The organism is Paeniglutamicibacter quisquiliarum (genome assembly GCF_019084045.1).
In the GTDB taxonomy this organism is placed as follows: Bacteria; Actinomycetota; Actinomycetes; order Actinomycetales; family Micrococcaceae; genus Paeniglutamicibacter; species Paeniglutamicibacter quisquiliarum.
Window position 1 is genome coordinate 160,879 of record NZ_JAHRED010000002.1, and the last position, 12,440, is coordinate 173,318.

The 12,440-nt window shown below is 68.6% G+C and carries 14 protein-coding genes; 5 read left to right on the top strand and 9 right to left on the bottom strand.

The window, feature by feature from the left end; genetic code table 11:
* Positions 1-213: 213 nt before the first annotated feature.
* On the bottom strand, positions 214-612 hold the full coding sequence (locus KRR55_RS04330; protein ID WP_217387834.1) for a nuclear transport factor 2 family protein: 399 nt from the start codon (positions 610-612) through the stop codon (positions 214-216).
* A gap of 763 nt (positions 613-1,375) precedes the next feature.
* On the opposite strand from KRR55_RS04330, the gene KRR55_RS04335 reads away from it, so the two are divergent.
* Positions 1,376-2,011 (top strand): dihydrofolate reductase family protein, encoded by a 636-nt coding sequence (locus KRR55_RS04335; RefSeq protein WP_217387835.1) that lies wholly within the window; start codon positions 1,376-1,378, stop codon positions 2,009-2,011.
* Positions 2,012-2,079: 68 nt separating this feature from the next.
* On the opposite strand, the gene KRR55_RS04340 is transcribed toward KRR55_RS04335, so the two are convergent.
* Positions 2,080-2,682 (bottom strand): helix-turn-helix domain-containing protein, encoded by a 603-nt coding sequence (locus KRR55_RS04340; protein ID WP_217387836.1) that lies wholly within the window; start codon positions 2,680-2,682, stop codon positions 2,080-2,082.
* Positions 2,683-2,794: 112 nt separating this feature from the next.
* Between KRR55_RS04340 and KRR55_RS04345 the strand changes: the two genes are divergently transcribed.
* On the top strand, positions 2,795-3,754 hold the full coding sequence (locus tag KRR55_RS04345) for an NAD(P)/FAD-dependent oxidoreductase (RefSeq protein WP_217387837.1): 960 nt from the start codon (positions 2,795-2,797) through the stop codon (positions 3,752-3,754).
* Here KRR55_RS04345 and poxB read toward each other — a convergent pair.
* Entirely contained in the window at positions 3,751-5,475 is a 1,725-nt protein-coding gene (poxB, locus tag KRR55_RS04350) for a ubiquinone-dependent pyruvate dehydrogenase (protein WP_217387838.1), read from the bottom strand. The two genes, KRR55_RS04345 and poxB, sit on opposite strands and share 4 nt — an antisense overlap.
* A 189-nt stretch (positions 5,476-5,664) precedes the next feature.
* Here poxB and KRR55_RS04355 point away from each other — a divergent pair, with 189 nt between their 5' ends.
* The gene (locus KRR55_RS04355; RefSeq protein ID WP_217387839.1) at positions 5,665-6,495 is read left to right on the top strand and encodes a thioesterase family protein; all 831 of its coding nucleotides are present in this window, start codon (positions 5,665-5,667) and stop codon (positions 6,493-6,495) included.
* On the opposite strand, the gene KRR55_RS04360 is transcribed toward KRR55_RS04355, so the two are convergent.
* Both KRR55_RS04360 and KRR55_RS04365 read right to left on the bottom strand, forming a co-directional pair.
* Positions 6,464-7,060, bottom strand: coding sequence for a hypothetical protein (locus KRR55_RS04360; RefSeq protein WP_217387840.1), 597 nt, complete (start codon positions 7,058-7,060; stop codon positions 6,464-6,466). The genes KRR55_RS04355 and KRR55_RS04360 overlap by 32 nt on opposite strands.
* Before the next feature lie 102 nt (positions 7,061-7,162).
* Positions 7,163-7,768, bottom strand: a complete 606-nt coding sequence (locus tag KRR55_RS04365; protein ID WP_217387841.1) for a uridine kinase family protein — start codon at positions 7,766-7,768, stop codon at positions 7,163-7,165.
* A 37-nt stretch (positions 7,769-7,805) separates the two neighbouring features.
* On the opposite strand from KRR55_RS04365, the gene KRR55_RS04370 reads away from it, so the two are divergent.
* Complete coding sequence (locus KRR55_RS04370; RefSeq protein WP_217387842.1) at positions 7,806-8,543, top strand: lipoate--protein ligase family protein; 738 nt, start codon at positions 7,806-7,808, stop codon at positions 8,541-8,543.
* Positions 8,544-8,552: 9 nt separating this feature from the next.
* On the opposite strand, the gene KRR55_RS04375 is transcribed toward KRR55_RS04370, so the two are convergent.
* On the bottom strand, positions 8,553-8,840 hold the full coding sequence (locus tag KRR55_RS04375) for a hypothetical protein (RefSeq protein WP_217387843.1): 288 nt from the start codon (positions 8,838-8,840) through the stop codon (positions 8,553-8,555).
* 281 nt (positions 8,841-9,121) lie between these two features.
* Here KRR55_RS04375 and KRR55_RS04380 point away from each other — a divergent pair, with 281 nt between their 5' ends.
* Positions 9,122-10,243, top strand: coding sequence for a zinc-binding dehydrogenase (locus KRR55_RS04380; RefSeq protein ID WP_217388270.1), 1,122 nt, complete (start codon positions 9,122-9,124; stop codon positions 10,241-10,243).
* A 69-nt stretch (positions 10,244-10,312) separates the two neighbouring features.
* Here the strand turns inward: KRR55_RS04380 and KRR55_RS04385 are convergent, their stop codons facing one another.
* From KRR55_RS04385 to KRR55_RS04395, 3 genes are all read right to left on the bottom strand, one after another.
* On the bottom strand, positions 10,313-10,942 hold the full coding sequence (locus KRR55_RS04385) for an MBL fold metallo-hydrolase (protein ID WP_217387844.1): 630 nt from the start codon (positions 10,940-10,942) through the stop codon (positions 10,313-10,315).
* On the bottom strand, positions 10,942-12,027 hold the full coding sequence (locus KRR55_RS04390; protein ID WP_217387845.1) for an S-(hydroxymethyl)mycothiol dehydrogenase: 1,086 nt from the start codon (positions 12,025-12,027) through the stop codon (positions 10,942-10,944). The genes KRR55_RS04385 and KRR55_RS04390 overlap by 1 nt, the downstream gene beginning before the upstream one ends.
* Positions 12,028-12,140: 113 nt before the next feature.
* Positions 12,141-12,413 (bottom strand): glutaredoxin domain-containing protein, encoded by a 273-nt coding sequence (locus KRR55_RS04395; protein WP_217387846.1) that lies wholly within the window; start codon positions 12,411-12,413, stop codon positions 12,141-12,143.
* Between the last annotated feature and the right edge of the window lie 27 nt (positions 12,414-12,440).

The window sequence follows — 12,440 nt, forward strand, 5'->3', positions numbered from 1 at the left end:
CGATGCAGATACGACGTTCACGGGCCGGTTTTCGAATCTCCCGTCGGCCGGCAGCACGGCCCCCCGCTCATGGCTGGCGCGCCGGGCGGGCCGGTAGGCAAGGGCGTCACTGCCCGGTTGAAAGTCGCGTCGCTGGCCGCCGGGATGGTTGGCGGAGCTGGTTTCTCAACGCCATGGCCGAGGCCGCCGCGGGTAGCGGAGGCACTTCGACGACTATTCCATCGTCGACGCGGCCGCCGCGTAATTCGGGGTCAAGGCCGAGAAGGCGCAAAGCCATCCGGAAGGCCGGCGGATGAAGGTTTCCGTCACCCACTCGTCGGCAGCGAACGGCTCTCCTTGCCACCGGCCCTTGTTGGTGCCGTGGGCCAGCACCACCGCCACGTCGCCATAGACCCTGGCCTCGAGGACCTCGAAGGACATCTCGGAGTGGGTAAGGTTCCCCGACTCGACGGCCGCAAGGAACCCCTCCCGTTTTCCCGGACCCCCTTCGGGAGTGACCATCGTCCAGTCCGGTTCGGCGAAGGAGCCGATCCGTGTTGCATCGTTGGCGACTATGGCTTCGGCCCATCGGTCGAGGAGAAGTTGGAACGCTGCAAGATTGTCGGTTTCCATGTGCACAGTATGGGCCCGCCATGCACGGCAGGCAACAAACCGGGGCGGGCGGGATGAAGGAAAGGCACTTAGGGCGTGCCGGTGGTGCGGAGACAAGCACGGGGAACATGCCGGCGGCCCCGGACTGCACCGTCCGGACAGGGGAGTGGAAACTTAATTTGCCGGCACACCAGGGATCCACAGCGGCTCTCCGGCTCGGCCAGGTCCGGGCGCAGGGACGTGGTCCCGGTCGCAACCAGCGTGCGCGTGTCCGACCATGATTTGCCTCCACTGGCCACAAACCGGCACCCGAGCCGGCTGAGTGAACGCAGGTCGCTTCTCCAAGTCCCTAGGCATCGCCCCCGTGCCTCATCCCGGTTCAAACCTATGAACTTTCAAGGTCATCCAGGGTTCGGGCCTTCTCCGCCCGCGCGCCCGGGCACGCCAGGAACATGACCACCGTGACGGCCTTGCGGGGGCTCACCGTCAGCGCCATTCCCTCGAGGTTCTCCGCGCCCTAGGTCACCCCGACCTTTTGCCATGAGGCAACGCGTCCAGGCACGTGAAATCCTTTCGTGAGTCAATTCGGTCCCTCTAATCTGCGAGCACTTTTCATGAGTCTCGCCGGCCCCTTGAACTCCACTGGGACCGGGCCTAGCATTGCTGGCACGGGCACGGACGGGGCACCCGATTGTCCAGGTGCCGGTGAGGCCCGAAAACGAACTGGCCGTCCTCGGGACAGGGGACCGGCAGAGGGCTACGTCGATCGGATCGGGGGAACATCATGGGCGAGACTACGGCAGGGGTGTCGTCGGCGGAGCTAATGGTGGACCTGATCATTTCCCTGGACGGGTACGCCTCGGCCGAGGGATGGCCCGGCTGGTGGGGCCTTGAGGCGCCGGAATACCTTGCCTGGCTCGAGCGGGAAGGGCAGAAGCAGCACACCTACCTCCTCGGCGCGAACACCTACCGGTTGATGTCCGCCATGTCGGCGGAGGCGGCGGCCGCGGATTCCGGATTCTCCGAGACCGAAGCCGCCAGTCTGACGGGCCTTGCCGACGTGCCCAAAGTCGTCTTCTCCTCGTCCCTTCGGGCGCCCCTGAGCTGGCCGAATTCGAGGCTGGTGAGCGGGGATGCGGTCGAGGCCGTGGCCGAGATGAAGCGGAGCGGCAACGGTCCGATGAGCACCCTCGGGAGCCTCAGCCTGAGCCGGTCGCTACTGACCGCGGGACTCGTGGACCGCTTCCGGATAGTCGTTTTCCCCGTGATCACGGGCAGGACCGGCAAGGAACGCATCTACGACGGGTATCCGGACGTGGCACTCGAAATGGTGGACAGCAGAACCTTCGACGGACGGCTTCAGCTGCTCGAATACGTCCCCACCGTGCTCAACGGTCCGCCGGGCACCGCACCGAAGTGAGCCCATCCTAGTGAGTCTGCCTTTTTGGAAGTGGTCGGCCGGCAGGGCAGCCCCATGTGCCGGGTGTGCTAGGAAGCCGCAGGATTCTTCCGGGTTGGCCTGGCCCGAACATGCATGCGTTCGCCTTGCGGCCCAAAGAGGCTGAGGAACTCCACGCCCTGCCCGTCCGCCAGCCCAAACCAGTGCGGGGTGTGCGTATCGAATTCGGCCGCCTCGCCGGCCGGGAGGACGAGGTCGTGGTCCCCGAGCCGCAGTCTCAGGTTCCCCTTCAGGACATAGAGCCATTCATAGCCCTCGTGGGTCGCCAGCGGCGGGTCGGCAATGGTTTTGCCTGCCGGGATCACGTGTTTGAATGCCTGGAGCCCGCCGCCGGTCCCGCGGCTCAGCGGCAGGATGGTCATGCCGTGGCGGACGATGGGCCTGATGTGGATGCGCGGGTCCCCGGTGGCCGGAGCCCCCACCAAGTCGTCCAGGGGCACACCGTGGGCGCGCGCCAGTGGCAAGAGTTGTTCCAGGGTGGGTCTGCGCTGGCCGGATTCCAGTCGGGACAGGGTGCTGACCGAAATGCCGGTCTGCGCTGAGAGCTCCTGCAGGGTGAAGTTGCTGCCGTTCCGCAGGCTGCGCAGCCGGGGTCCGACTTGCGCGAGGGTGCTGTCCAGGTCTTGTTCCATGGTCCCATTTTGCCATACCGGCAAAAATGATTGCCAGATGTTGGGAGATGGATCCATGCTGGGTGGTGCACCGGATTTCCCCGGTGAAAAGACGATCCAAGGAGCATGAACCATGAACACGACGCCGGATACATTCGACGTGGCCATCATCGGCGGGGGAGCGGCGGGACTGGCCGCAGCCCAGGCGCTGGGACGCTCCCGCCGCAGCGTCGTCGTCATCGATGCGGGGGAACCGCGCAACGCCCCGGCCGAAGGAGTGCACAACTTCCTCACGCGCGACGGACTGCCGCCACGTGAGCTACTTGCCCTCGGCCGGGCAGAGGCGGGGGGCTACGGCGTCGAATTCCGCGACGCCCGGGCCACGGCAACGCGCCGCGACGACGCCGGCTTCGGAATCGAGCTGGAGGGCGGGCGGTGGCTTGCCGCCCGCCGTATCATCCTCGCCTCGGGTGTCAGCGACCAGCTTCCTGAGGTTGCGGGATTGGCGGCATACTGGGGCAAGAACGCGCTGCACTGTCCCTACTGCCACGGCTGGGAGGTCAGGGACAGGGACATTGCCGTACTCGACAGCCCCTTTGCCGTCCACCAGGCCCTGATGTTCAGACAGTTGAGCGATCGCGTCACTCTGTTCACTGCACCGGGGCGGGAATTTGATCCGCTGGAACGCGAAAAGCTGGAGGCTCGCGGCATCGGAATCATGGCGCAGGAAATCATCGCGGTGCGCGGCAACGAGACGCACCTGACCCACTTGGCCTTCCGGGACGGTGGCGAGCAGGCAGTCGATGCCCTGGTTGTCATGCCGCGCTTCACGGCGGGGATCGCGGCCCTGGCGGGCGTTGGCCTGCAGGCAACGGCGCACCCCTCGGGCATCGGCACACACGTGGCCGCCGACGAGACCGGCAAGACCGAGATCCCGGGGCTGTGGGCGGCAGGGAACACGCGGGATCCCATGGCGCAGGTGATGATGGCCGCCGCCGACGGGCTGCGCGTTGGGGCGATGGTCAACGCCGACCTCATCCAGGAGGAGACCGACGCGGCGGTGGCTGCCTTGCGTGCCCGTGCCGTCGTCTAGAAGAGCTGGCGCCAGTTGGTGGATGCAAGGTCCAACAGCTCGTCGCCCTTTCCCGACATCACGGTGCGGACGGCGTAGAGCGCAAAGCCCTTCGCCTGCTCGGCGGTGATGGCCGGGGGCATTGAGAGTTCCTGGCGATCCGTCACCACGTCGATGAGGGCGGGACCGTCATGGGCCAGGGCGTCGCGCAGGGCGTTGGGCAGGTCCTTCGACTTTTCCACCCGGAACCCGCGGATGCCCATGGCCGTGGCGACGTCGGCGAAGTTGGGATTGGACAGGTCGGTGGCGAAGGTGACGAACCCGGCCGCCTTCATCTCGAGTTCCACGAAGTTCAGTGACGAGTTGTTGAAGACCACGATCTTCACCGGCAGCTTCGACTGGACCAGCGTGAGCAAATCGCCCAGCAGCATGGCCAGCCCGCCGTCGCCCGAAAGGGTCACCACCTGCCTGCCCGGGTTCGAGGCCTGGACCCCGATGGCCTGCGGGATTGAGTTGGCCATGGTGCCGTGGTTGAAGGATCCCAGCAGCCTGCGCCGCCCGTTCATGGTGAGGTAGCGGGCCGCCCAGACCACCGGGGAGCCGACATCGGCCAGGAAGACGGCGTCGTCGTCAGCCAGCTCGTCCAGCGTGCGGGCCAGGTATTGCGGGTGGATCTTCGCGCCCTTGCGCGCGGGGGTGGCCAGGTCGTCGAGCTTCTCGCGGGTCTTGCGGTAGTGTTTCTGCGCGTCCTGCAGGTGCGTGGTGTCGGCCTTGCGCTCCAGCAGCGGTGCCAGCACCTCCAGCGTGTCGGCGACGGTGCCGACCAGCCCCGCGTCGATCGGGGTGCGCCGGCCCAGCTGTTCCCCGCGCACGTCGACCTGGATGATCTTCGCATCCCTCGGGTAAAACTGTTGGTAGGGGAAGTCGGTGCCCAGCAGCAGGATGGTGTCGGCGGCGTCCATGGCCCGGTACCCGGAGGCGAAGCCGAGCAGGCCGGTCATCCCGACGTCGTAGGGGTTGTCGTACTCGATGTGCTCCTTGCCGCGCAGCGCGTGCACCACCGGGGCGCCGAGGATCCCGGCGGTGTCAATGACCTGCGCGTGGGCACCCGCCACGCCGGCGCCGGCCAGGATGGTGACCCGCTTGGCGGCGTTCAGCAGCTCCGCGGCCCGGGCCAGGTCCTCGGCGTGGGGCAGGACGGCGGAGCGGCTGGCGTTGAGCACCGAGACGCGCGTGCCCTTGGCCTCGGCAAGGGCGACGTCTCCGGGGATGACCAGCACCGCGACCCCGCGCCGCTCGATGGCCGTGCGCATGGCGATTTCCAGCAGCCGCGGCATTTGCTCGGGGGCGGAAACCGTCTCGCAGAACACGCTGGCCTCGCGGAAGAGCTCGGCCGGGTGGGTCTCCTGGAAGTAGTTGCTGCCGATCTCGGAAGTGGGGATGTGCGCGGCGATGGCCAGTACCGGGACGCGGTTGCGGTTGGCGTCGTAGAGCCCGTTGACCAGATGCAGGTTTCCCGGTCCGCAGCTTCCGGCGCAGACCGTGAGCCTGCCGGTCATTTCCGCCTCGGCGCCGGCGGCGAAGGCGGCGGTTTCCTCGTGCCGCACCGGGAGCCAGGCGATCGACCCGTCCTTGCGCATCGCGTCGGTGAGGCCGTTGAGCGAGTCACCCGCCACCCCGTAGATCCGCTGGACTCCGTTGGCCTTGAGGGTGGCGATCATGGTTTCGGCGACAGTGGGCATCGGTATCTCTTCCTGGCGGGTCGGGACGATTGTTCCCCACCCTACGCCGGGGCCTCTCGGCCCGCCAAGGGTTTTTGCTGGTCACCGGGTGATTCCGCGGCTGAATTGTGGCCCGGGTCGCATTGCTCGCTAAGCTGGGTCCCGGATACACGGTGGCAGGAGTGCCACGCGGACGAGGGAATGGGAACCATGACGCAAACGGCGGCCGAACATAATCTTCCGGAACTCGCGGTGGGAGACTTCTACTACCTTCCGACCGGCGTGGGCACCTACCGCTCCACGGTGCACGCCCAGGGCGCCTGGAATCCGCACGAGCAGCACATGGCCCCGGCCACCGGGGTGCTGGTGCACGCCCTGGAGCTTTTCGCCCCGCGGCCCGACATGCGCATGGCCCGGGTGTCGCTGGACATCCACGGCATCATCCACGGCGGGGAATTTGAGATCACCACGCGGATGATCCGCCCCGGCCGCACCATCGAACTCATCGAGGCGGAGATGGTGTCGCAGGGCCGCACCTGCATCGTCGCCCGCGGCTGGCGCCTGTTGACCCTGGACAGCTCAGCGGTGGCGGCCACCGAGGACGCCGGCGTCGTCCACCCCGAGGAGCTGGTGACCTTCGAGGGCATGTCGCCATGGCCCGGCGGGTACATCGAGGGCCTGGAATTCCGCGGCGCCGACGGGCACCGGCCGGGCAAGGGCGTGGTGTGGATGCGCAACAACTTCGAAATGGTCGCCGGCACGCACACCTCCGACCTGGTCAGGCTGCTGGGGATGGTCGACACCGCCAACGGCGTGGCCCCCCGTGTGGAGCCGGGCCCGGAGTCCTGGATGTTCCCGAACGTGGACCTGCAAATCCACATGCACCGCAAGCCCGCGGGGCAGTGGCTCGGCATCGAGGCGCAGCAGACCTACGGAACCGACGGGATCGGGCTGACCAGCGCGGTGCTGCACGATGTGCACGGGCCCTTCGGGCGCAGCGAGCAGATCCTCACCGTGCGCCCGGCGCCGGCCGGACTGTAGCCGACGGGGCCCGGCCGAGGCGCTGCTCGGCCCGCCGGAAGGCGGATTCGAGTTCGGCGACCGCGTGCCCGTAGCCGGCCGCGGTGCTCCCGGGGCCCGGATCCGGCGGGTTGCGACGCAGGCGCTCGGCCCGGGCCAGTGCCCTTGCCAGCTCGCCCGTCTCCGGGACGCGCACGTCGTTCATCCCCGGGTTCTCGATGGCCGCGGCCGGGTCCAGCTCGTAGCGGCCCCACGCCCGGAGCACCCGGTCGTGGCGCTCCTCAAGGGCCAAGTGTTCGGCTGCCACCCGGGAGCGGGCGTCAGCCTCCGCCCGGAGGACGGCGGCGCGGCGCAGATAGCCGCAGGCGGCCAGGCCGGTGCAGGCCAGCGCCGCGAGCATGCCGGCCCCGGCCCACGGGTCCAGCAGGACGGCCCCCAGCACCAACGGTGCAAGCACGCAGAACCCGCAGAAACCGTACCAAAACCTGGCATCGGGATCCCGCTCCACGGTGGGGCCGGAGGCCATGAGCCAGGTCGTGCCGATGCCCACGGCCAGGGCAAGCAGGCCAAGTGTTGGAACCAGCATGCGCCACCTCCGGGTCACCGGCCCGGCATCGCGACCTGCCGGGCCTCCTGCTCCATTCCAGCCCGATCCGCAACGGCGGTCAAGGGGCAGGGGTGAACCGGCTCAGGCGGCGGCCAGCATCGCCTTCAGCGCCCGCTTGCCCACCGGGGCGAAGCCGGCCGCCAGGTGCCGGGCACGGATCTCGCGGTCGGCGCGGAACAGCGCGTATCCGCGCTTGAGCAGGAACGGCAGCGGCTTGCGCCGCTCCCGCACATCGCGCACGAGCCGCCGGATCGCGGTGCCCAGGGGCGAGACCTCGATGTAGTACGCCCGCACCGGAACGCCCAGGCGCTGCAGCGGGGCCAGGATCTCGGAAACGAAGATTCCCTCGGCGACCAGCGGGCCGCCGTTGAGCTCGATCCGGCGCATCGAGTCATAGCTGGAAGTGCTGATCGAATAGTTCGGGACCTCTGTCGCGCCGCTTTCGAGCAATTCGACCAGGGCGTCGACGGCCAGCGCGCAGTTCCACGTCCCGGCGTGGTCCCAGTCGATTTCGCCGTAGCCGGTCTGCGGCAGCGGCGTTCCGGGGGTGTGCTCGGAGATCTCGCGGTAGAAGTTGTCGAGTTCCACATGGGGTCGGCCGAAGCGGTGGGCCAGGTAGGACTTTCCGGATCCGGAGGCCCCTCCCAGCAAGATCAGGGGGGAATGTTGTTTCGGCACGACATCCATTATTCACTGCCGCGCATCCGGACCTAGAATCGTCCCCATGAGTCTTTGGAATCCCGATGCCGACCACCCGCTGCACGTGCGGATCGAGGATGCCTCGGGGGACCCGGAGGCCGACCTGGGGGCCGGGATCGAGCTGTTGGGTGCGGTGCGCAACGGGGAGGCGCCGGCGACGCTGCGCATCTACCGGCCCGATCCGACCCTGGCCTTCGGACAACGCGACGTGCGCCTGGCCGGATACGCGCTGGCCGTGGCGAGGTCCCTGGAACACGGCTTTGCCCCGGTGGTGCGCAAGGCCGGGGGTCGCGCCGCCGCGTACCACCGCGGCACGGTGATCGTCGACCACGTGGAGCCCGCAGCCGAGGCCATGATGGGCCACCAGCACCGCTTCAAGGCGCTGGGCGCACTCTACGCCGACGCCCTGCGCCGCGGCGGCATCGACGCCCGGGTGGGGGAGATCGCAGGGGAATACTGTGCCGGGGAATTCAGCGTCCACGGGGTGCCGGGTGCGGCCTCCCGGACACGGAACGAGGTGAAGCTGGTGGGCACCGCGCAGCGCGTGGTGTCCGGGGCGTGGCTGTTTTCCAGCGTGTTCGTGATCGAGGATTCGGCACCCATCCGCGCGCTGTTGGACGACGTGTACCTGGCCATGGAAATCCCGATGGATCCGGCCACCGTCGGCGCCGCCGACGACCTGCTGCCCGGCTACACGACCGAGGCGTTCATTGACGACCTGCTGGCGGAATACGCAGTGCATGCGGAGCTGGTCCGGGCGTAGCCCCGGGATTCATCGGGATCGCCTGCCCACGGCCAGGCCCGCCCAGAATGCGGCGGCGCAGGCGGCCAGGACGACGAGCAGCCAGCCGGTGATCTGCAGCGGGCCGAGAAAGAGCATCCCCGGGGCGAAGGCACCCGCGGAAAGGGGCGCATAGGCGAACCAGCCGAAGTCTGCCTTTTCTCCGCTGCCCGCGGCCAATGTCGCGACGCCCGCAACCAGCGCGAGCAGGGCAATGGTTCCGGCGAGCGCCGCCGCCCCGCGCCGGGGATGCTTCCGCGGGTGCCTGGGATCGTCCATGGGATGAGTATGCCACGTGGCAAAGCTGAAAGTGGTGGTGGGTACGGGTTTACGGGGTGCCTGCCGTTGCCGGGCCGCCGTGGGACCTGCCCCGCGGCGCGCACACGCCGTGTGCAGGGGTGTGCATTGCGCCGCGCGCCGGAGCGGGCAATACTCGTCCCTATTGCACCGAGCCTTGCCCGATCCCCGGAGGTACCTGTCATGGCCCAAACGCCGGCACCCGCCCATTGTCCGCCGCCCGCCGCGGACACCCCCGCCCTGGAGAACGGATGGAACGCCTGATGCGCGCGGCCATCCTGCGCGAACTGCCGGGGGACGGAAGCGGCAGCTATGCCCAAAGCCTGCCGCTGTCCATCGAGGAGCTGCCCACGCAGCTCCCGCGCGCCGGGGAGGTCGGCGTGGACATCGTCTACTCCTCGCTGTGCCACTCGGACCTTTCGGTCATCAACGGGTCCCGGCCCCGCCCGCTGCCCATGGCCCTGGGCCATGAGGCGGTCGGACGGATCGCCTCGCTGGGCGAGGGCGTGGGACACCTGGAAATCGGCGCCAAGGTCGTGCTGGTCTTCGTGCCAAGCTGCGGCGACTGCCGCGCCTGCGCGGCAGGGCGCCCGGCACTGTGCCACAGGGCCGCGGCGAGCAACGCCTCCGGTGACCTGCTCCATGGGCCGGCGCTGCTGCGCGGGGCCGGCGGGGAGCGGGTCAACCACCACCTGGGGGTCTCGGCCTTTGCCGACCACGCGGTCGTGGCAGCGGAATCCGTCGTGCCGGTCGATGAGGACGTGCCCGACGAGGTGGCGGCCATGTTCGGGTGCGCGGTGCTCACGGGCATCGGGGCCATTCGGCACACCGCGAAGCTGGAGGCGGGCCAGTCGGTGGTCGTCTACGGGCTGGGCGCCGTGGGGTTGGCGGCGATCATGGGCGCGGTGCTTGCCGGTGCCGGCAGCATCATTGCCATCGACCCCAACACGGCCAAGCACGAACTCGCGCTGGCGGCAGGGGCCACCGCCGCGGGCACGCCCGAACAGGCGCGGGAGCTGGTTGCGGCGGCCACCGGCGACGGGGCCGACGTCGCGATCGAGGCATCGGGCTCGGCCCGGGTGATTGGCGAGGCGCTTGAAGTGCTGACCCGCGGAGGGGCGGTGGTCTGCGTGGGACTGCCGCACCCGGAAGCCGAACTCACGGTGCCGGCGCTTTCCTTCGCCGGGGCGGGCAAGCGCCTGCTGGGCTCCTACATGGGGGACGCCCGGCCGGCGGAGGACATCGCCTTCTTCGTCGGGGCCTGGCGCGAGGGCAGGCTCCCGGTCCACCTGCTGCACAGCGACACCCGGCCGCTGGGGGAGATCAACCAGGCCCTGGACGCGCTGGCCGGGGGCAGGGTCATCCGCCGGCTGCTCAAGCCCTGAAAAGGGTGTGGGCGGCAAGGGAACGGTTTCCCGTTCACTTGCCGCCCACCCGGGGAGCTGCGCGTGCGGCTAGTGCCCGCGCTTGATCCATTCATCCAGGTTCGGGGCCTCGGCCCCGATGGTGGTGGCATCCCCGTGTCCGGTGTTCACCACGGTGGCACCGGGCAGGGTGAGCAGGCGTTCGCGGATCGAGTCGATGATCGTCTCGAAGCTCGAGTAGCTGCGCCCGGTCGCGCCCGGTCCGCCGTTGAACAGCGTGTCGCCGGAGAACAGGGTTCCCAGGGACTCGGCGTAGAAGCAGGTCGATCCGGGGGAGTGCCCGGGGGTGTGCAGGGCCACCAGGGTGGTCCCGGCAACCTCGAAGGTGTCCCCGTCCTTGATTTCCGCGTCAGCGGCGGTGCCCGGGAAGATGGCTTCCCAGAGCATCGCGTCGGCCGGGTTCAGGTGGATCGGCGCCTGCACCAGGTCGGCGAACGCGCGGGCGTAGCGGATGTGGTCGTCGTGCCCGTGGGTCAGCAGCACGGCCTTGACCGCGCGGTTGCCGACGGCTTCCTTGATCTTGGACGGCTCGTGGGCCGGGTCGATCACGAAGACCTCGTCCTCGTTCCCGATGATCCACACGTTGTTTTCCACGTCCCAGGTGCCCCCGTCCAGGGAGAAGGTGCCGGAGGTGACGAGGTTTTCGATCTGTGCCGGCATTAGAGTTCCACCACCGAGCGCAGGACCTTGCCCTCGCCCATCTTGGTGAAGGCCGCCTCCACGTCGCCGAGCCCGATGCGCTCGGAGACGAACGCGTCAAGGTCCAGTCGGCCGAGCTTGTACTGCTCGACCAGCATCGGGAAGTCGCGGGACGGCAGGCAGTCGCCGTACCAGGAGGACTTCAGCGACCCGCCGTGGCCGAAGACATCCAGCAGCGGCAGCTCCAGCTTCATCTCCGGGGTCGGGACGCCCACGAGCACCACGCGGCCGGCCAGGTCGCGGGCGTAGAACGCCTGCTTGTAGGTTTCCGGGCGGCCCACGGCCTCGATGACGACGTCGGCGCCGAAGCCGCCGGTGACGGCCTTGATGCCCTCGACGGCGTCACTGGTCTTGGAGTTCACGGTGTGCGTGGCACCCATCTTGGTGGCCATGGCCAGCTTGTCGTCGTCGATGTCCACCGCGACGATGGTGGTGGCCCCGGCCAGCTTCGCCCCGGCGATCGCGGCGATGCCGACCCCGCCGCAACCGATCACCGCGACGGACTCGCCGCGCTTGACCTCGCCGGTGTTCATGGCCGCGCCGATGCCGGCCATGACCCCGCAGCCCAGCAGGCCCACGGCGGCCGGGTCGACGTCCTCATCGACCTTGGTGCACTGCCCGGCGGCGACCAGGGTCTTCTCGGCGAACGCGCCAATGCCCAGGGCCGGCGAAAGCTCGGTGCCGTCCTCCAGGGTCATCTTCTGTGAGGCGTTGGCGGTGTTGAAGCAGTACTGCGGGGTGCCCTTGGCGCAGGCGCGGCACTGGCCGCAGACCGCGCGCCAGTTCAGGATGACCCGGTCGCCGACCGCGACGTTGCTGACACCCTCGCCGATCTTGGAGACCACGCCGGTGGCCTCGTGGCCCAACAGGTACGGGTAGTCGTTTCCGATGCCGCCGAGCTTGTAGTGCAAGTCGGTGTGGCAGACGCCGCAGGTGAGGATGTCAACCACTGCCTCGCCCGCGGCGGGGTCGGGAACAATGATGGTCACCGTCTCGACGGGGGCATCCTTGGCGCGGACGATTACGGCCTGGACTTTTTGTGACATGTCACTCCAATTCTTGCGGGGCGGTCGCGCACGCGCGCGACAAAAACTTTAACGTGGAAGGGGTGCCGCCTGCCTTTCGGCAAGTGGCACCCCTCCATCCAAGCACAGCCTGACTAGACGCGCTCGAGGACTTCCTCAATCCGCGGGTTTGTTGCGGCGGTTCCGTCCGGGAAGATCAAGGTCGGGACGGTCTGGTTCCCGCCGTTGAAGGCCTCCACCAGCTCGGCGGTTCCCTCGACTTCCTCGATGTTTACCTCGGTGTAGCCGATCCCCCTGGCATCCATGAGGCGCTTGAGGTTGCGGCAGTAGCCGCACCACGAGGTGGTGAACATCGTGACAGCGCCGGCATCGGGAATGTACGGGGCAAGTTTTTCATTTTCACTCATACCCCATGTAACCACGGACGTGAGAGT

Coding starts and splice junctions, on each gene's coding strand:
- KRR55_RS04395 (WP_217387846.1), bottom strand. CDS start 12,413: ATGAGTGAAAATGAAAAACTTGCCCCGTACATTCCCGATGCCGGCGCT.
- KRR55_RS04390 (WP_217387845.1), bottom strand. CDS start 12,027: ATGTCACAAAAAGTCCAGGCCGTAATCGTCCGCGCCAAGGATGCCCCC.
- KRR55_RS04375 (WP_217387843.1), bottom strand. CDS start 8,840: ATGGACGATCCCAGGCACCCGCGGAAGCATCCCCGGCGCGGGGCGGCG.
- KRR55_RS04380 (WP_217388270.1), top strand. CDS start 9,122: ATGCGCGCGGCCATCCTGCGCGAACTGCCGGGGGACGGAAGCGGCAGC.
- KRR55_RS04360 (WP_217387840.1), bottom strand. CDS start 7,060: ATGCTGGTTCCAACACTTGGCCTGCTTGCCCTGGCCGTGGGCATCGGC.
- KRR55_RS04365 (WP_217387841.1), bottom strand. CDS start 7,768: ATGGATGTCGTGCCGAAACAACATTCCCCCCTGATCTTGCTGGGAGGG.
- KRR55_RS04385 (WP_217387844.1), bottom strand. CDS start 10,942: ATGCCGGCACAGATCGAAAACCTCGTCACCTCCGGCACCTTCTCCCTG.
- poxB (WP_217387838.1), bottom strand. CDS start 5,475: ATGCCCACTGTCGCCGAAACCATGATCGCCACCCTCAAGGCCAACGGA.
- KRR55_RS04370 (WP_217387842.1), top strand. CDS start 7,806: ATGAGTCTTTGGAATCCCGATGCCGACCACCCGCTGCACGTGCGGATC.
- KRR55_RS04340 (WP_217387836.1), bottom strand. CDS start 2,682: ATGGAACAAGACCTGGACAGCACCCTCGCGCAAGTCGGACCCCGGCTG.
- KRR55_RS04345 (WP_217387837.1), top strand. CDS start 2,795: ATGAACACGACGCCGGATACATTCGACGTGGCCATCATCGGCGGGGGA.
- KRR55_RS04330 (WP_217387834.1), bottom strand. CDS start 612: ATGGAAACCGACAATCTTGCAGCGTTCCAACTTCTCCTCGACCGATGG.
- KRR55_RS04335 (WP_217387835.1), top strand. CDS start 1,376: ATGGGCGAGACTACGGCAGGGGTGTCGTCGGCGGAGCTAATGGTGGAC.
- KRR55_RS04355 (WP_217387839.1), top strand. CDS start 5,665: ATGACGCAAACGGCGGCCGAACATAATCTTCCGGAACTCGCGGTGGGA.